Source organism: Methylobacterium sp. J-059, from assembly GCF_022829485.1.
Taxonomy (GTDB): domain Bacteria; phylum Pseudomonadota; class Alphaproteobacteria; order Rhizobiales; family Beijerinckiaceae; genus Methylobacterium.
Window position 1 is genome coordinate 1 of the sequence record NZ_JAKSYA010000123.1, and the last position, 17,617, is coordinate 17,617.

The 17,617-nt window shown below is 69.6% G+C and carries 17 protein-coding genes; 6 read left to right on the forward strand and 11 right to left on the reverse strand.

What is annotated here, in order from left to right:
- Both MKK55_RS17190 and MKK55_RS17195 read left to right on the forward strand, forming a co-directional pair.
- Positions 1-177, forward strand: a 177-nt coding sequence (locus MKK55_RS17190; RefSeq protein ID WP_279596259.1) for a flagellin, incomplete at its 5' end; no start/stop codon positions are given.
- A 139-nt stretch (positions 178-316) separates the two neighbouring features.
- The gene (locus tag MKK55_RS17195; RefSeq protein WP_243936726.1) at positions 317-2,500 is read left to right on the forward strand and encodes a tetratricopeptide repeat protein; all 2,184 of its coding nucleotides are present in this window, start codon (positions 317-319) and stop codon (positions 2,498-2,500) included.
- Here MKK55_RS17195 and MKK55_RS17200 read toward each other — a convergent pair.
- The 7 genes from MKK55_RS17200 to rfbF all read right to left on the reverse strand — a co-directional run bounded on the left by MKK55_RS17200 (position 2,497) and on the right by rfbF (position 11,016).
- Complete coding sequence (locus MKK55_RS17200) at positions 2,497-3,633, reverse strand: FkbM family methyltransferase (RefSeq protein WP_243936728.1); 1,137 nt, start codon at positions 3,631-3,633, stop codon at positions 2,497-2,499. The two genes, MKK55_RS17195 and MKK55_RS17200, sit on opposite strands and share 4 nt — an antisense overlap.
- Positions 3,634-3,639: 6 nt before the next feature.
- Entirely contained in the window at positions 3,640-4,689 is a 1,050-nt protein-coding gene (locus tag MKK55_RS17205) for an NAD-dependent epimerase/dehydratase family protein (RefSeq protein WP_243936730.1), read from the reverse strand.
- On the reverse strand, positions 4,686-6,548 hold the full coding sequence (locus MKK55_RS17210; RefSeq protein WP_243936733.1) for a thiamine pyrophosphate-binding protein: 1,863 nt from the start codon (positions 6,546-6,548) through the stop codon (positions 4,686-4,688). Before MKK55_RS17210 ends, MKK55_RS17205 begins: the two co-directional genes overlap by 4 nt.
- A 55-nt stretch (positions 6,549-6,603) precedes the next feature.
- A complete protein-coding gene (locus tag MKK55_RS17215; protein ID WP_243936735.1) occupies positions 6,604-8,133 on the reverse strand; it encodes an N-acetylneuraminate synthase family protein in 1,530 nt (509 codons plus the stop codon).
- A 152-nt stretch (positions 8,134-8,285) separates the two neighbouring features.
- Complete coding sequence (locus MKK55_RS17220) at positions 8,286-9,176, reverse strand: class I SAM-dependent methyltransferase (RefSeq protein WP_243936737.1); 891 nt, start codon at positions 9,174-9,176, stop codon at positions 8,286-8,288.
- Entirely contained in the window at positions 9,173-10,252 is a 1,080-nt protein-coding gene (rfbG, locus tag MKK55_RS17225) for a CDP-glucose 4,6-dehydratase (RefSeq protein ID WP_243936743.1), read from the reverse strand. The genes MKK55_RS17220 and rfbG overlap by 4 nt, the downstream gene beginning before the upstream one ends.
- On the reverse strand, positions 10,249-11,016 hold the full coding sequence (gene rfbF / locus MKK55_RS17230; RefSeq protein WP_243936745.1) for a glucose-1-phosphate cytidylyltransferase: 768 nt from the start codon (positions 11,014-11,016) through the stop codon (positions 10,249-10,251). Before rfbF ends, rfbG begins: the two co-directional genes overlap by 4 nt.
- Before the next feature lie 164 nt (positions 11,017-11,180).
- Here rfbF and rfbH point away from each other — a divergent pair, with 164 nt between their 5' ends.
- On the forward strand, positions 11,181-12,527 hold the full coding sequence (gene rfbH, locus MKK55_RS17235; protein WP_243936747.1) for a lipopolysaccharide biosynthesis protein RfbH: 1,347 nt from the start codon (positions 11,181-11,183) through the stop codon (positions 12,525-12,527).
- 29 nt (positions 12,528-12,556) lie between these two features.
- Here rfbH and MKK55_RS17240 read toward each other — a convergent pair whose 3' ends face one another.
- Positions 12,557-13,819 (reverse strand): OprO/OprP family phosphate-selective porin, encoded by a 1,263-nt coding sequence (locus MKK55_RS17240; protein ID WP_243936749.1) that lies wholly within the window; start codon positions 13,817-13,819, stop codon positions 12,557-12,559.
- Positions 13,820-13,914: 95 nt separating this feature from the next.
- Complete coding sequence (locus MKK55_RS17245; protein WP_147729258.1) at positions 13,915-14,754, reverse strand: aldo/keto reductase; 840 nt, start codon at positions 14,752-14,754, stop codon at positions 13,915-13,917.
- Between the two features lie 294 nt (positions 14,755-15,048).
- Between MKK55_RS17245 and MKK55_RS17250 the strand changes: the two genes are divergently transcribed.
- Genes MKK55_RS17250 through MKK55_RS17260 form a run of 3 tightly spaced genes read left to right on the forward strand, consistent with a single transcriptional unit; the run spans position 15,049 to position 16,816 of the window.
- Positions 15,049-16,122, forward strand: coding sequence for an adenylate/guanylate cyclase domain-containing protein (locus MKK55_RS17250; protein ID WP_147842352.1), 1,074 nt, complete (start codon positions 15,049-15,051; stop codon positions 16,120-16,122).
- Entirely contained in the window at positions 16,119-16,355 is a 237-nt protein-coding gene (locus MKK55_RS17255; protein ID WP_243936750.1) for a hypothetical protein, read from the forward strand. The genes MKK55_RS17250 and MKK55_RS17255 overlap by 4 nt, the downstream gene beginning before the upstream one ends.
- Positions 16,352-16,816 carry a YaiI/YqxD family protein gene (locus MKK55_RS17260; RefSeq protein ID WP_147729255.1) on the forward strand — a complete coding sequence of 155 codons (465 nt, stop codon included), beginning with the start codon at positions 16,352-16,354 and terminating at the stop codon, positions 16,814-16,816. The genes MKK55_RS17255 and MKK55_RS17260 overlap by 4 nt, the downstream gene beginning before the upstream one ends.
- Positions 16,817-16,828: 12 nt before the next feature.
- Here MKK55_RS17260 and MKK55_RS17265 read toward each other — a convergent pair whose 3' ends face one another.
- Together MKK55_RS17265 and MKK55_RS17270 are read right to left on the reverse strand one after the other, a co-directional pair.
- Positions 16,829-17,080, reverse strand: a complete 252-nt coding sequence (locus MKK55_RS17265; RefSeq protein ID WP_147842350.1) for a BrnA antitoxin family protein — start codon at positions 17,078-17,080, stop codon at positions 16,829-16,831.
- Positions 17,081-17,089: 9 nt separating this feature from the next.
- Entirely contained in the window at positions 17,090-17,470 is a 381-nt protein-coding gene (locus MKK55_RS17270; protein WP_147842349.1) for a hypothetical protein, read from the reverse strand.
- Positions 17,471-17,617 lie beyond the last annotated feature (147 nt).

Consider the following 17,617-nt stretch of genomic DNA (forward strand, 5'->3'; position numbering starts at 1 on the left):
GACTTCACCAAGAACCTCCAGAACGTGCTCGACACCGGCGCCTCCAAGCTCACCGATGCCGACCTCAACGAGGAGGCCGCGAACTCCCAGGCGCTGTCGACCCGCCAGTCGCTCGGCATCTCGGCCCTCTCGCTGGCCAACACCGCGCAGCAGGGCATCCTCCAGCTCCTGCGGTAGGCTGCGCCCACGCGCGTTCGGAGCGAGGTCGGGGCATCGCCCCGGCCTTTTTTCATGCGTGAGGCCCGGCGGCGATCGGGGGCGAGGCCGGAACGGTTCGTTAATCATCGCAACGCGACAGTCGCGCGGGGGAGGCATCATGGCCCGACGCACGAATCATCGCGACCTGCCGTTCGCGTCCCAGCGACGATCCTCGACCGCGAGGCTGCTGAAGGATGCCTCGCTCGAGCAGCGCGCCGGACGGCTCGCGGCGGCCGAGCGGCAGTATCGCCGGGTGCTGGATGCCGACCCGCAGAACGCCGAAGCCAACTACAAGCTCGGCATCATCGCGAGCCAGACCGATCGCGTCGCGCTGGCGGTGCCGCATTTCGCGGCCGCGTTGAAGGCGGGGCCGGACCAGCCGCATTACTGGCTCTCGCTCGCCACCGCCCTGCTCGGCGCCCGCCGGGTCGGCGACGCCCGCTCCGTGCTCGAGCGCTTCCGCGAGAAGCGCTTCGCCGATGCCGAGACCCAGGCGACGCTGACGGCGCTGATCGCCAACCTGTTCACCGAAGCGCACCAGCATTACGAGGACCGGCTGTTCAAGGACGCCGAGCCGCTGATCGACATGATCGTGATGCTCGACGAGGGCCACGTCGAAGCGCTCCACATGGCCGGCAGCATCGCCGCGCAGACGAACCGCCTGACCCTCGCCGTCGACCTCCTGCAGATCGCCGTCTCCCTCGACGACGACGCGCCGGTGATCAAGGCGAATCTCGGCACGGTCCTCGCGCGCCAGGGACGCTACCGCGAGGCGAATGCCTGCTTCGACCGATCGATCGAGATCGATCCGAACAACCCGAACAGCTTCAGCAACTTCGGGGTCGCCCTGCGCAAGCAGGGCCGCCTCCGCGACGCGATCGACCGCTTCGACGAGGCGCTTCGGCTTTGCCCCGACTTCGCGCAAGCCCACAGCAACCGCGGAAGCGCCCTGATGGACATGGGCCTGCTCGACGAGGCCATCGCCGCCTACGACGAGGCGCTGCGGATCGACCCGAGCCTATCCTTCGTCCAAAGCAACCGCCTGTTCACCAAGCTGTACTCCGCCGACTATACCGCTGAGGAACGCTTCGCCGACGCCCAGGCCTTCGGCCTTCGGTTCGCCGATCCGCTGCTGCGCCGCCGCCCGTTCGCGAACGATCGCGATCCCGAGCGCCGCCTGCGGGTCGGTTTCGTCTCGGGCGATTTCCGCGAGCATGCGGTCAACTACTTCTTCGAGCCTGCGCTGCACCGGTTCGATACGACGCAGATCGAGACCTTCGCCTTCTCCAACACGGTGAACGAGGACGCGGCGACGGAGCGCCTCAAGGCGAGCTTCGCCCACTGGCACTGCCTGTGCGGCCTCACCGACGACGAGGCGGCAGACCTGATCGAGGCGGAGGCGATCGACATCCTCGTCGACCTGTCCGGCCACACGGCCGAGAACCGCATCCTCGTCTTCGCCCGCAAGCCCGCCCCGATCCAGGTCGGCTGGATCGGCTATCCCGGAACGACCGGCATGTCGGCGATCGATTATCGCTTCACCGATCTCCACGCCGAACCCCCCGGCGTCGGCGACGACCTCAGCGTCGAGGCGCTTTGGCGCCTCCCGCGCGCCGGCGCGTGCTACCAGGCCCCCGCGGCCTCGCTGCCGCTGGCCGATCATCCGCCCTCGGAAGACAACGGCTACGTCACCTTCGGCTGCTTCAACCGCTTCACCAAGGTCAGCGACGCCGCGCTCGAAGCCTGGGGCCGCATCCTCCACCGGGTCCCGGGCTCGAAGCTGCTCCTCGAGATCGCCGACGTGGACGAGCCGGCGACCGCGCGCCACGTCGCGGCGCGGCTCGAGCGCCTCGGCGTCCCGCTCGACCGCACGATCCTGAAGGCGCGTTCGCCGAGCAACCGCTACGTCCTCTACGACCAGATCGACATCGCCCTCGACCCGTTTCCCTACAATGGCGGCACGTCGAGCCTCGATACGCTCTGGATGGGCGTGCCGTTCATCGCCCTGGAAGGGAGCCACTTCGTGGCCCGGATGGGCCATTCGATCCTGACGAATGCAGGCCTGCCGGAACTCAGCGCTCCGACCGTCAACGCGTATGTCGACCTAGCCAGCCGTTTGGCCGAGGATGCGGGGTGGTTGCGGTCCATCCGCCACGATCTTCGCGGCCGCTTCGCAGCGAGTCCGCACATGGATCATCGTCTTCTGGCGGACGACGTCGTCGCGGCTTGGCGCATGATGTGGCGGCGCTGGGTCGCTTCAACGCCTGCCCCCGCCGATCCGATCGGCAACCTAGAGCCTTAATTCGGCGTGACGTAGAGGACCGTGTCGAAGCCGTGGTGGCCATGCTGCCGCAGGCGGAACCGTGGGCGATGGTAGAGGCTGGCGATGATCCGCGGGATGTCCCATAGGTCCGAGGGACGATGGTAGACGCTGACGGCGATCGTCGGCCGCCGCGCCAGAAGCTCTGCCATGCCCTGCAGGGCGTCGCGTTCCGCCCCCTCGATATCGAGCTTCACGTAGACGTCGCCGGTGCAACTGACGGCGTCGTCCAATCTGACCACTTGGATATCCGTCGTAGAGGTGCTTGCCGCAACGAAGTCCTGCGAGCCCATGACGCGCGACGCTTCGCCGTCGCCGTCGGTGAATTGAACGGTCTCGTTCGCATCGGAAAGCCCCGCCTTGATCAAGGTGTAGCGGCCGAGCGTTGCGCGATGCCTTCGGGCGGTCTCGACGAGAGCTGCCATGTTCCGCTCGTCCGGTTCGAAAGCGATCCAGTCGTATACGGAGACGTCGTGCGCGAGCAGCGTCTCCAGCGTGTCTCCCGTATAGGCTCCGCCATCGACGAAGGTGATGGGTTGATCGAAGATGGGGAGGAAGGCGGGAACGTATGCGTCCGATGCGCAGAGTTCGGGATGGCGCCGTGGGTCGGTCGAAAGCCGATAGTCGAGCAGGGCGAGCAAGAGAGCCTGGCTCTCGGCGTCGCCCAGCCGATCGTGGAGCGCTTCGATATCGTCGAGCCGATCGAGCGTCGCAGCGGGTGGTGCGAGCCAATAGTTGTCGAGCGAGAATCCGGGTATCGTATACAGATCTGTCGGGAAGAGGACTTGGGTGAAACCGCGCGCAATGGCCCATTCTGCTAGGGAGCGCGACGGCACGTAATGGTTCATCAATCCATGCACGTAGGCCGATCCTTCGATCTCGGCATTGCCGAGATCGTCGGGATGGCGGCACGGCAGGCCGTCGACGGTCGATCGCTCGCGCCCGGTCCGGTCGACGAAGCCCAGGACCGGCACGTCGAGCCGCACGAGCTCGCGCGCGATCCGCCTGCCGAAGCCGCCGGCGCCGTAGATGTGACAGCCCCGCCCGACACCCGCGAAATCCTGCTCGGGGACGGCGAGGCGCCGGCGAAGGTCGGCAAACGCGGTTCCGCTCATCACGGCCTATCCTGTTCGGCGTGCGGCATCGGCGGTCCGGCGGATCGCCTGGTCGAGGGGGGTCCAGACGTCCAGGCCGAGGTCGCACCGGGCCTTGTCGATCGACGGGACGTAGCGGTTGCGGTCGGCGCCTGCGCTGGGGAGGCCTCGGATCGCGACGCCTCGGCTCGACGGAATTTCCGCGGCGACCGCGGCCGCCAGGTCGGCGATGCTGATCGGCTGGTCCGAGCCGACGTTGTAGGCCGTGCCGGGCATGCCGCGCACGAGGAGCGTCGTCAGCCAGCCCGCCAGATCCGCCGCGTAGAGGTAGGAGCGGACCGGCTGCCCATCGCCCGAGACGACGATCGTCCGCCCATCCAGGGCGTCGCGGATGAAGTTGCCGATGGCGAAATGCCCGTCGAGCGGCAATCCCGGCCCGATGAAGGCGAAGGCCCGCGCGATCACGGCGGCCGTCGCCGTCCGGGCGGAGACGATCGCGCACATCTGCTCGGCGAGCCGCTTGGCCTGCCCGTAGGCCGAGCGTGGATCGAGCGGATCGCAGGCGCCGGGGTGATCGTCCGGAATCGCCGCGAGGTCCGGCGGCTGGCGGCCGTAGACTGCGCCGGAGCTGACGTAGAGGAAGCGGAACACCTCCGCAGCGGTCGCGAAGTCGAGGACGCGCCGCGTGCCCTCGGTGATCGACGCGATCAACGTCATCGGATTGCGATCCGCCGCCGCGCTCGTGTCCGTCGCCGCGTGGATCACATGGGTGAAACGTCCGGCCGGAAAGGCGAAGGATCGCACGTCGCCGGCGATCAGCCGGACGCAGTCGAGTTGCGCGAGATCGGGCGAGGCGCGGAGGAACCCGCCGGGATCGCGCGAGAGGACGGTGACCGTGAGATCGATCGGCAACGTGGTTCGCGCGCGCGCCAGCAGCGCGAGCAACCATCGCCCGAAGAAGCCGGTCCCGCCGGTGAGGAAGATCGAGGCACGATCGAGTTCGGCGAGCGCCGGGGCCACGCGGGCGATCACCGCATCGAGATCGCCCGAGGCGATGCCGCCGAAGCCGTCGCTCACGCGGGTGCGCGCCGGACGATCAAGTGCTCGGGCACGGTCTCCGAGGCCGGATCGAGGGGAACGATCATGTTGGCGCGGAACTCGTCGCGCGGCAGCAGCGGCGACATGTCCTCCAGCGGCATCGAGCGCATCGATCCGTCGGCCTGGGGCAGGGCCGCCGATTTCGGGAACAGCGCCTCGGTTTCGATCACGCGCACGTCGACGAGGAGCGGCCCCGGGTGATCGAGCGCGCGCCGGATGCCGTCGCGCAGGTCGGCGACGTCCGAGATCGCAAACGCGTCCCAGCCGAAGGTCTTGGCCAGCGCGACGAGATCGGGGATGTCGAGCTTGGCCTGCGGCCCGCTGCCGACGTAACGGCCCTCGAAGTAGTTGCGCTGCGTCGTGCGGATCGAGGCGTAGCCGTTGTTGTTGAACACGAACATCCGAACCGGCATCCCGAGGCTGGCAATCGTCTGCAGTTCCTGCACGTTCATCATCAGCGAGCCGTCGCTCTCGATCCCGACGAAGGGCCGGCGGTCGGACGCCATGTAGGCGCCGATCATCGCCGGCAGGCCGTAGCCCATCGCGCCGAGACCCGAGGTCAGGAACACCCGCTGGCCCGGCTTGTTCTGGAAGCCGGTGTGGAAGAACTCGACCGCCAGGCCGGAGCTTCCGGTGACAATCAGGCCGTCCTCCGGCAGTTCCTCGGACAGCATCTGGGTCAGGTGGAAATGGCCGATCGGCCCTTCTGTCGGGAAGGGCGCGCCGTCGTTGATCGGATAGCGCCGCTTCCAGTCGGCGCAGCGCGCGAGCCAGCCGGACCGGTCGACCGGCGCGGCCTCGCGCGCCCGCGGCAGGAGCCGTCCGATGAAGTCGCGCGCGTCGGCCTCGATCCTCAAGGAGAAGCCGGCATTCTCCGAGAACTTTGCCAGCTCGGCGGCATCGACGTCGACGACGACCTTCTGCGCGTGGCGGCCGAACTTGGCCGGGTTGTGCGCGGTGACGACGTTGTCGAGGCGCGCGCCGATCGCGATCACGAGGTCGGCGTTCTGGACCGCGAAGTTCGGCGCGCGCAGCGCCACCGTGCCGGGCTTGCCGACGCTCAGGGGATGGGCCGCCGGGATCAGGTCGGCGGCGTTCCACGTCGTCACCACCGGGATCTGCAGCGTCTCGTAGAGCTCTCGGAACGCGCCCGCCGCCTCCGCCAGGCGGATGCCGTGCCCCGCCAGGATGATCGGCCGCTCCGCCCGCGCCACCATGCCCATCACGGCATCCAGCTGCGCCTCGCTCGGGCCGGTGCCCGGGTCGGGCGACGGCGGCGCGAAGCCGGCGAGCGCGGCGACGTCGATCGTAGCGTTCTGCACGTCCAGCGGAATGTCGAGCCAGACCGGCCCGCGCCGCCCCATCGTCGCGCGGTGCACCGCCTCCTCGAGATGCCGGCGGATCGCCGCCGGCTCCATCACCGTCGCGGCGTATTTGGTGATCGGCCGCACGATCGAGACGATGTCGACCTCCTGCGGCCCCATCTGCCGGACGCCGCTCGCGCCGATGAGGTCGTCGCGCTTCACCTGGCCCGAGATGATCAGCAGCGGCACGGACTCGATCCAGGCTCCGGCGCATCCGGTGATGGCGTTCGTCGCCCCCGGGCCCGTCGTCACCAGGGCGCAGCCGAGGCGCCCGTTCACCCGCGCATAGGCTTCGGCCGCGATGGCCGAGGCCTGCTCGTGATGGTTCGGGACGTAGGTCAGGGCGGGGCAGGCGCCGACGGCGTCGACGAGGTACATCGCGCCGCCGCCGGGCACGAGGAAGACGCAGCCGACCCCTTGGGCGGCCACGAACTGCGCGACGTAATCGGCCAGGCGCCGGAGATGGGTGGTCATCGCGGGTGGGTCTCTCGATGGTGCGGCAGGCTCGGAGATCGGCCGGGGGCGTCGGTCAGGCGAGCCAGTAGCGCAGGAAGGTCTTGCGATCCGGGTTCTGCCCGATCGCCGGATCGGTGTAGAACGAGTCGTCGACCGCGTGGGTGGAGGAGATCTCCTCGAACACCGCCCCGGTCCGGCTCTCGAAGGCGTGCCGCGTGCCCGGCGTGATCGTCACCACCGAGCCCGGCCGGCAGACCTGATCCTCGCCGTCGAGCCGCAGGACGAGATCGCCGTGCAGCATGTGGAAGGTCTCCTCCTTGCGCGCGTGGTACTGCTCGGGATGCGACTGCCCCGGCAGGACGACGATGAGCTTCTTACAATAGCCGCGGTTGACCACGGTCACCATCGTGATGCCGACCCGATCGAACCGGTCGAGACCGTAATGGTGCGAGATCTCGAGCTCGGCCTCGCCCGGCACCACCCCGCGGCTCTCGCTGAGCAGGGCCTTCACGCGCTCGACGATCGACAGGATCCGTGCCCGGACCTCCTCCCGCCGCGTGGCGGCGGACGTGACCGGGGCCGCGGCGGGGATGTCGTCGGTCGCGGTGTAGTGCGTGTACTTCGACCAGTCGTTGGCGGTGACCTGGCCCGGCTGCGCGGGGATCGCGAAGAACACGTCCTCGGCCTTGAGCCGCTGTCCCTTGGCGATCGGCCGCTTCGCGAACACGCCCCGGCGCAGGTCGCGCAGGGCGTCGCGTTCCTCCCGCGACGGCTCGACCCGCTCTCCCGTCACCCCGGCGCAGGCATAGGCCTTCCGGGCCGAATCCAGCCAGGCCCGCGCCTGGGCGGGCGATGCGGAGTAGGCGTTGAGCGCGTAGGTTTCGGTCGGGACGCCAACATGCTTCTCGAACAGCGTAGCGCCCTTCGCGATCGCCATCGCGACGGGCAGCGTCTCGTTCGGGTCCTCGTGCGTCGAGTATCCGATGCGCAGGTGGGGATAGCGCGCGCGCAGGAGATCGATCTGGTTGAGCTGCAGGTCGCTTGCGGGCGTCGGATACTGCGCGACGCAGGTCATCAGCGCGAAATCGCGCTCGCGGTGGCGCATGAAGGACACGATGTTGTCGATGTCGAGCAGCTCGATCCCGGCGGTCGAGCCGACGACGGGCAGATCGGTCCGCCCGATCGCCTCGATCAGCGGCCAGTCGGTGAACGAGCAGCTCGCGATCTTCAGGATGTCGAAGCCGTCCGCGACGATGCGATCGACGGAGGCCTCGTCGAAGGGCGTGCACATGGCGTACAGCCCGTGCTCCTTGATCCGCGCGACCAGGCGGCGCGTCTGCGCGCGGTCCAGGCGGGTTTCGGAGAACCGCTTGATGTACTTGATGTCGGTCCGGCCCTGGAAATCCGGGTGGATGAAGGTGTCGAGCTCGCGGAACTGGAGCTTGATCGCGAAGGCGAAATCGTAGCCGCGGGCCAGGGCTGCGAATTCGTCGATGATGCGAAGCCCATGCTCGACGTCGCCCATGTGGTTGTTGGCGAGCTCGAAAATGAACAGGCGCTCCGGGATCAGAGAGGCGACAGGCGACGTCCGCGACAGTGACATGGGGTTGGTCTCGTTCAGCAGGGCGCTTCGGTGTGTCGTTCGCTGCGCCGGCACGTCCGCGACGCTCGAGCGGACGCCGCGGACGCGCCGGTGCTCGCCTCCGGGGCGTCGTCCGGCGCGGGTCTGGCGATCACCGCGAATCTTCCCGGCGATCATAGGGGTGGTCGGGTGGGTGTCTCAAGCGGGCGACGCGAGCGGGCGACGATCGAGAAGACATGGCTGCCCTTGCCGCCGGCCGAGACCGGATGGGAGATCCGCGTCAGCGTCTCGAGGCCGGCCTGCTCCATCATCGCGTCGATCGCTTCCTCCGTGAAGAAGTTGACGTGCTCGTGCCAGTGCCGCTTCGCCGCCGCCCGATCCCCGGAGGCGGGAACGAGGCGGACGATGTCCTCGTGCGGGACCTCGAGGTACAAGATCGTCTTCGGATTCATCGCGGCCGCGATCTCGCGAAGCTGCTCGCGCGGAAAGGGCACGTGTTCGAGCACGTTGCTCGAGACGACGAGGTCGTAGGGTCCGGTCCGAGCCTGATCGAGGGTCACCCGCTCGGCGCCGGAAACGACCGGTTTGTCGGAGATGTCGTAGACGTGGTGGAGCGAGGCTCGGTCCTTGAACGGCGTGTTCACGCCGGTATCGCCGCCCCAATCCAACACGCGCGGCGCCGCCGCGACGTGATCGGCGAGGATCGCCTCGATCGCCGGGATGTAGGCGCTGCCGCCGAGCAGGATGTCGTTGCGGGCGCCGTATCCCGGCTCGAAGCGCTCGCGCTGGGCACGATAGGCGGGGCCGCGATAATCGGCGTAGAGCGCGGCCATCTCCGCGTCGTCGAAGCGCATGTCGAGAAAGAGCAGGCCGCAGCCCTCGCAGGCCAGCGTGTTGCAGACGCTGTAAGCGCGGCCGAGCGTCAAATCGCGCATCGCCCAGTCCGGCGTGATTTCAACGCTGTCCCAGCCGAAGATCCGATGGGCGAGGAACGGCATCAGCACCGCCGGGACGCGGCGCAGCGTCGTCCCATCGCAGCAGACGCAGCTTTTCGCGATCTTCATGCCGGCATCCCCGTGTAGCGCGCGATCTGGCTCGACAGGAGCCGGCGCAGCGGCGCGCCGGTCAGGTCCGAGCGATACAGCGCGACGCTCGCCGCCAGGCCCTGCTCCAGGCTCCAGCGCGGATGCCAGCCGAGGATGCGATGGGCCCGCGTCGAATCCAGGCGCAGCAAGCCGGCTTCGTGGAGCTGCCCCGGCACACCGGCTTCGTGCCAGCGCGCGTCGGCCGCCCACAGCCTGGCGACCGCATCGGCGACGTGGCGGACCGACACCTCGCCTCCCGCCGTCGGGCCGAAGTTCCAGCCCTGGCCGAGCAGGTCCGGCGCGTCGTGGGCGCGCTCGCACAGCACCAGGTAGCCGCAGAGCGGTTCCAGCACGTGCTGCCACGGACGGACCGCATCCGGGTTCCGGATCGCCACAGACCGCGCATCGCGGAAGCCCCGCACCAGATCCGGGATCAACCGGTCCGGCGCCCAGTCGCCGCCGCCGAAAACGTTGCCGGCGCGCGCGGTCAGGGTGCGCAGGCCGGCCCCGGGTCCGTACGACCGGGCGTAGGCGGAGGCGACGTGCTCGGCGCAGGCCTTGCTCGCGCTGTAGGGATCGTGGCCGCCGAGCGCCTCGTTCTCGCGGTAGCCCCAGGGCCATTCGCGGTTCTCGTAGCACTTGTCGCTGGTGACCACGAGGACGAGGCAGCCGTTCCCGCGTCGGCGGGCCGATTCGAGCACGTGGACCGTGCCCATGACGTTGGTCGCGTAGGTCTCGACCGGATCCGCGTAGGAGCGCCGCACCAGGGATTGCGCGGCGAGATGGAGGACGATCTCCGGCTCCGCCTCGGCCATCACGGCCTGGACCGCCGCGAGGTCGCGCACGTCGCCCCTGCGGTCGAGGAGGCCGTCGCCGAGCCCGGCGTCTCGAAACAGGCTCCGGCCTTCGAGGCGATCGCGCGAGAAGCCCGTCACGACGGCGCCGAGAGCGCCGAGCCAGTGCGCGAGCCACGCGCCCTTGAAGCCGGTATGGCCGGTCAGCAGCACGCGGCGCCCGCGCCAGAAGGCGGGGCTCGGCAGGGCGCCGGCGATCACCACCGCTTCCACGGCGCGGTGCCGTCGGCCCAGAGCCCGTCGAGATGGATCTTGTCGCGCAGCATGTCCATCGGATGCCAGAAGCCGTGGTGCCGGAACGCGGCGAGCTCGCCCTGCGCCGCAAGCGCCTCCATCGGTTCCTGCTCCCACATCACGTCGTCGCCCTCGACGAGGTCGAGCACCTGCGGCGACAGCACGAAGAAGCCGCCGTTGATGAAGTCGTTCGTCTCGGACGGCTTCTCCTGGAAGACCGCCACGCGCTCGCCGTCGAGCGCCATGGCCCCGAAGCGTGCCGCCGGCGACACGGCCGTCACCGTCGCGCGCTTCCCGTGCGCGCGATGGAAGGCGAGCAGCGCGTCGAGATCGACATCCGACAGCCCGTCGCCGTAGGTCATGCAGAAGTCCTGGTCGCCGACGTAGTTGCGCACGCGGCGCAGGCGGCCGCCGGTCATCGTCGATTCGCCGGTCTCGACCAGCGTGATTTGCCAGGGCTCGGCGACGCTGTTGTGGATCACGGTCGAATTGTTCTTCAGGTTGATCGTCACGTCGGACGTGTGCAGGAAATAGTTCGAGAAGAACTCCTTGATCATGTACCCCTTATACCCGAGGCAGATCACGAATTCCGTCAGCCCGAAGGACGAGTAGTACTTCATGATGTGCCAAAGGATCGGCTTGTTGCCGAGCTCGACCATTGGCTTGGGCCGGATCATGGTCTCCTCGCCGAGCCGTGTGCCGCGGCCGCCGGCCAAAATGACGACCTTCATGAGTGCCGTGCTCCCACCCTGCCCGCACCGGTTCGACGGTACCCCGTAGTGTCAGGGCGTTTCCATTCCGTTAACCATACCGGACGATAGCTCGCGCGCGGCTCTCGCGCGATGCAGGGGCCTCGAACAGCCGCCCGTGCGACAGGAATGGGGAATGTCGGTGCATGGCGGACGGTGACGGGACGGAAGCGCCCACTCTCGACGCCACGGCCAGCGCGGACCGGATCCGCGACGAGATCCTGCGCCTCGTCGATCTCTACGCGTCGAAGGCCCATGCAACGCGTCCGTTCGAGGCCGGCGCATCGCCGGTTCCGGTCTCGGGCCGCGTCTACGGCGCCCCGGAGATGCGGCTGCTCGTCGATTCCGCGCTCGAATTCTGGCTGACCACCGGCCGCTTCAACGCGGCGTTCGAGGGGCGCCTCGCGCGCTTCATCGGCGCCCGCTACTGCCTGACCTGCAATTCCGGGTCCTCGGCCAACCTCCTCGCGGTAACCGCGCTGACCTCGCATCTGCTCGGCGACCGGCGGCTCGTGCCCGGCGACGAGGTGATCACCTGCGCCACCGGCTTTCCGACCACCGTCAACCCGATCCTGCAGAACGGCCTCGTCCCGGTCTTCCTCGACGTCGAGATCCCGACCTACAATCTCGATGTCCGCGCGCTCGAGGCTGCGCTCTCGCCGCGGACGCGGGCGATCGTCGCCGCCCATACGCTCGGCAACCCGTTCGACCTCGGCGCCGTCACGGCCTTCGCCAAGACGCACGACCTGTTCCTCGTCGAGGATTGCTGCGACGCGCTCGGGGCCACCTATGACGGCCGCATGGTCGGCACCTTCGGCGATGTCGGCACGCTCAGCTTCTATCCGGCCCACCACATCACCATGGGGGAGGGCGGGGCGGTCTTCGCCGGGTCGAGCCGGCTCAAGCGCGCGCTGGAATCCCTGCGCGACTGGGGCCGGGATTGCTACTGCGCGCCGGGCCAGGACGACACCTGCAAGAAGCGCTTCGACTGGAAGCTCGGCGACCTGCCGCACGGCTACGATCACAAATACACGTACTCGCATCTCGGCTACAATCTGAAGATCACCGACATGCAGGCCGCGGTCGGGGTCGCCCAGCTCGACCGGCTCGACGGCTTCATCGCGCTGCGCAAGCGCAACTACGCGCTGCTGAGGGACGGGCTGCGCCGGTTCGAGGACCGATTGATCCTCCCCGAGGCGACGCCGCTGAGCGAGCCGTCCTGGTTCGGCTTCCCCCTGACGCTGCGCGAGAGCGGCCGGCGCAACGACCTCTTGAAGCACCTCAACCGTCACCGGATCGGCACGCGGCTGCTGTTCGGCGGCAACCTCACTCGCCAGCCCTATATGCTGGAGCGGCGCTTCAGGACGGTCGGAGACCTCTCGGCGAGCGATCGGGTGATGCACGACACCTTCTGGATCGGCGTCTATCCCGGGATCTCGCCGGACGCGATCGCCTACATGGTCGACAGCATCGGCGCGTTCTTCGCCGGCTGAGCGCGCGCACCGGCCGCGCGGCGTCGGCGTCACCAGTACAGCTGGAACCGCCCGATGAAGACGTCGGCGTCGACGGCGCGGCCGCCCTGGAGCGCCGACGGCGCGGTCCGCGAGCGGACGTAGTCGGCCATGATCCGCACGTTGCGGTCCGGGTACCAGTTCACCCCGACGCTGACGTCGCGCTCGATCCCGCCGCGGACCGTGCCGTCGTCGAGGTCGATCGCGCTGACCCGGGCGGCGACCTCGAACACGCCGATCCCGCCACGGCTCACCCGCGCGTCCTCGCCGACCTTGACGCCCTCGAAGATCGCGTAGGTCGTGCCGTATTTCGGCGTCACGGCGTAGGCGCGGCCGGCGCCGTTGAGCACGTAGCTCGCCTCGACGTAGCCGCCCTGGAACGCGACCGATCGCGCCCCGTCGAAGCGCGACACCTCGGTGCGGATGTACTCGGCCTGGATCAGCAGCGGTCCGGTGCGGTAGGCCGCCTCGAGCCCGATCCGGCCGATGCTCGCCGCATCGCGGATGTCGCCGGTGTTCACGAACGGGCGGGCGAACAGGAAGGCCTCGGAGCGGCTCGACAGGGCGAGCGGCGTCTCGTCCCGCGGCAGGCTGCGATAGCTCCCGGCGATGCCGAGATGCAGCACCGCGTCGTCGGTGTGGATGGGCGCGAAGGTGGCGCGGGTGGTCGAGGCCACGCCCTCGCTGCGGATGCCGGTGTTGGCGTTGCCGCCGAAGACGCCGGTGACGACGCTCCAGTCCGCCCCGCTCCGGCCGATCGCGAAGCCGAAGTTGCGGGCCGGCGCGAACGCGTCGGCGAGCGAGCGTTCGGTGAAGACGGTGTTGTTGTCGCTGATCAGCTGATCGAGGCTGAACGGCTCCTTCATGTTGCCGACCGTGAGGATCATATCCGGGATGCCTTTCCAGGCGATCGCCGCATCGTTGATCGGCCGCATCGGGTCGGCGAAATCGTACTGGAACGCGATCTCGATGGATTTGCCGAGCGTCAGGTAGCTCTCGATCCACGAGCGCCGGACGCCGACGTTGTCGGAGAACGGCTCGGCAAACCCCGGCTGGCGGATGCCGGCCGCCCCGAAATCGAGCTGCAGCTTGCCGCCGATCCGAAGCTGGGCCGCGTCGTCCGGGAAGCGCAGCGTGATGCCCTTGTCATCGATCGTCAGCGTCTCGCCGTAGGGTCCGGCCAGCGGCGCGGCCGCGACGCTGCCGGCGGCGACAGCCGCACCACCGGCCAGCATGGCGGCCAGGCATCGCCGCGCGATCGACCGCTTCGCCATCATCGTCTCCGAGAGCTCCCCGCCCGTGCCCAGGACGAGCGATAGCCCGGGATCGCTGACGGTATCGCGACAGGGCGGCGACGACCGCACGCGATTCACAGCATCGGCAGGGTTCGCGGCCGCGGCCCGCGCGGAAACTGCGCCTCGATCATCGCGATCTCCGCCGCGTTGAGATGAAGCTTCGCCGCGCCCGCATTCTCGATCGCCCGCGATGCGCGGCCGGTCTTCGGGATGGTGAAGGTGTTCTCGATCCGCGTCAGGAACGCCAAGGCCACGGCGTAGGGCGTCGTCCCGTGCGCCGCGGCGATGCCGGCGAGCACGCGGCCGCCGGCGCTCGACGGGTTCGGGAAGTCGCCGCTGCCGAAGGGCGAGTAGCCGACGAGCGCGACCCCGTTCGCGGCGCACCACGGCAGCACCGCGTGCTCGATCGCCCGCTCGCCGAGATGGTACAGCACTTGGTTGCAGGCGATGCGGTAAGGGCCGGCGATGCGCAGCGCCCGGTCGAGGTCGTCGACGTCGAAGTTGCTCAGGCCCCAGGCCAGGATCTTGCCCGCCTGCCGCAGGTCCTCGAACCCGGCGATGGTCTCCTCCAGCGGATGGCTGCCGGGCCAGTGCAGCAGGTAGGCGTCGAGCCGGTCTGTCCCGAGCCGCCGCAGCGACTGCTCGCAGGCCCGCGCCACCCCGCGCCGCGTCGCGTTGCCCGGAACCACCTTGGAGACGAGGAAGACCTCCTCGCGCACGCCGCGGATCGCCTCACCGACGATGGCCTCGCCGTCGCCGTACATCTCGGCCGTGTCGATGTGGGTCATGCCGGCATCGATGCCCGCCCGCAGGGCGGCGACCGCGCCGTCGCGGGCCGTGGCATCGATGTGCCACGTGCCCTGCCCGATGACCGGGACGTTGAGGCCGGTCGAGCCGAAGGGTCTGGCGTGCATCGCGTGGATCCTGTCTCGCTGGGGCGCGCGGCGCGCCCCGAAGGTCCGATGTCGGCGGGGCGGCCACCCGATCGGCGAACGGATGGCGCCCGCGCCTTAATCGCGCCATCATGGGACGTTGAGCAATGGCTCGGCACGGGGTCCGGACCTAGACTTTGGACGATGTCCCGTTTCCGAAACGGGGCGCCGTCCCGCGGGCTACGTCCCTCTCCGGTTCGAGAACGCTTCAGGATCGGTTTCGTGCACGCTGCCTGTCCGCCTCCCGTCCCGCTCCCCGCCCAGGCGGATCTCTGAATGCTGCCGCAGCATCGCTGGTTCTGGGCCCTGATCGTCGTCGCATCGGGCGGGGCCGGCCTTCTCTACAACCTCCTGTTCGTCGGCGGCACCTCGCTCGCCGCCGGCCTGATCTACGGTCTCGCCGTCGGGGTGACGGTGCTGTCGTTCGATCGCGGGCTGATTCTCTCCGGGCTTCAGACGCGCCTGCGCCGCCTCCCGGCGATGCTGTACGTGCCCTCGGCCGAGCTGCTCTACGTGCTGATGATCGCGCTCGGCTGCGCGCTCGGCGGCCTCGTGGTCTGGTCTCTCGGGCTCACCGCCGACAGCCTGTCGGCGGCGGTCCGGATCACGCCGCGGGTGCTGGCCTACTCGCTCGCGGTCTCGGCGCTGCTGGTCTTCGTCGTACGGATGCGCGACCTGATCGGCGGCGAAGTGTTCGTGAACTTCCTCGTCGGACGCTACCACAAGCCGGTGCGGGAGGAGCGCATCTTCCTGTTCCTCGACGTGGTCGGCTCCACCGCCTTCGCCGAGACCCACGGCGACCTCCGGGCGCAGGAGTATCTCGGCGCGATCTTCGCGACGCTGGCCGAGCCGGTGCGGCGCAACGCCGGCTCCACCGACGATTACATCGGCGACCTCGCCATGATCACCTGGCCGATGGCGCGCGGCCTCAAGGATGCGCGCTGCGTCGCCTGCGTGTTCGACGTGCTCGACCGAATCGAGGCGGATGCGCCGGCGTGGACCGCGCGCTTCGGCACGGTGCCGCGGCTGCGCGCGGCCCTGCACGGCGGATCGGTGGTCACGGCGGAAGTCGGCGTCGACCGGCACAAAATCGCCTATTTCGGAGACGCGGTGAACGTCACCTCGCGGATCGAGGCGCTGTGCCGGCCGCTCGGCGTGAACATCCTCATCTCGCAGGACCTGCTCACCCGCCTCGGCGGGTTGCCGCCCGGGATCGCGGCGCGGTCCCTCGGAGCCCACGCCCTGCGCGGGCGCGGCCAGCCGCTCTCGGTGGCGACCTTGGAGCGGCCGGCCCCCGAGGTGCCCCAGCCGATCCAGGCGGAGCGGCCGGCGCTTCGGGTCGCGCGATGAGCGGACGCTGGCTTACCGCCCTGCGCATGCTGCTGCGCTACGGCCTGCCGCTCGCCGGCATCGTCGTGGTCGGCCGGGCGATCGTGCTGTCGATCGGCGGCGAGATCTCGAAGGCGCAGTTCGCCCTTGGCGTGCTCCTGATGGTCGCGGGATTCTCGGCGCGGCTGGTGCCGAAGGCCCGTCGGCCGCGAGCGACGGCGGAGCGGCGCGCCGCCGCGAGACGGCCGACATGACCGGCTCGACGGCGATCTACGTCGACGCCGACGCCTGCCCGGTGAAGGACGAGACCTATCGCGTCGCCGCCCGCTACGGGCTGCACGTCTACGTCGTCGCCAACAGCTTCCTGAACGTGCCGCGCGAGCCCTGGATCGAGCGCGTGGTGGTCGGCGACGCGATGGATGCCGCCGACGACTGGATCGCCGAACGTGCCGGGCCGGGCAGCATCGTCGTCACGGCCGATGTGCCGCTGGCCAGCCGCTGCGTGAAGGCGGGCGCGACGGTGATCGGGCCGAACGGCAAGCCGTTCTCGGACGCGTCGATCGGTATGGCGCTGGCGACGCGCAACCTGATGCAGGACCTGCGCGAGGCCGGCGCGATCACCGGCGGGCCGCGCCCGTTCTCGGCGCGCGACCGGTCCGAGTTCCTCGGCGCCCTCGACCGTGCGGTGAACCGCATCCGGCGCGGCTCGACCTGACGGCGTGGCGCGTCAGCCGGCGACGAGCGCCTTGAGCGCGTCGTTGAGGCGGTCCTGCCAGCCCGGGCCGTCCTTCTGGAAATGCGCGAGCACGGCGCTGTCGAGGCGGAGCGTCACCGATTCCCGCGCGCCCGGGGCGGCCTGCGGCTGGCGCGGGGCCGGCGGTGCGGCCGCCGGGGCGGGCTTGGCGGTGGTGGCCGCCTTGAAGGCGGCTTCGGCCGCCTGACGCGGATCGGTGATGCGGCGCGTGCGGTCGAAGGCCATGGTCGCGCCTCAGGCCTTCTTGGCGGCTTTGGCCGCACTCTTCTTCGCGGCCGCCTTCTCGGCGACGGCCTTGTCGGCCGCCTTGTCTGCGGCCTTCTCCGCCGCCTTGGCCTTCGCGGCGGCCGCCTTCGTCAGCGGCTTCACCTCGGCGGCCTTGGCCTGCGCGTCGGCGGCCTCCTTGGCGAGCCGCAGCGCCCGCAGGCGGACCGTGCGCTCGTCGACGGCCTTGATCGAGGCGATGTGCTCCGCCATGGCCTGGGCGCCCTCGCGCTGCATGCGCTCGGCCCGTTCCGCGCGCTCGGCCCGCTCCTCGGCCTTGTGCTTGGCTTCCTCTTCCGGCGTCCGGACTTCGTCCTCGGCGTCCGCGCCCGTATCGATCTCGTCGCTCATCATATTCCTTTCGTCCCGTCCGGGTCCCGTCACGACAAGGGCGCTCCACGCTCCGCAGGAGCGCGCCGTTGCGTCGGGATGGGCAGGCTCGGCGCAACCCGAGGACAGGTGGGCGGCCGGTTCGCATCGTCTCCGCTGATCCACCGC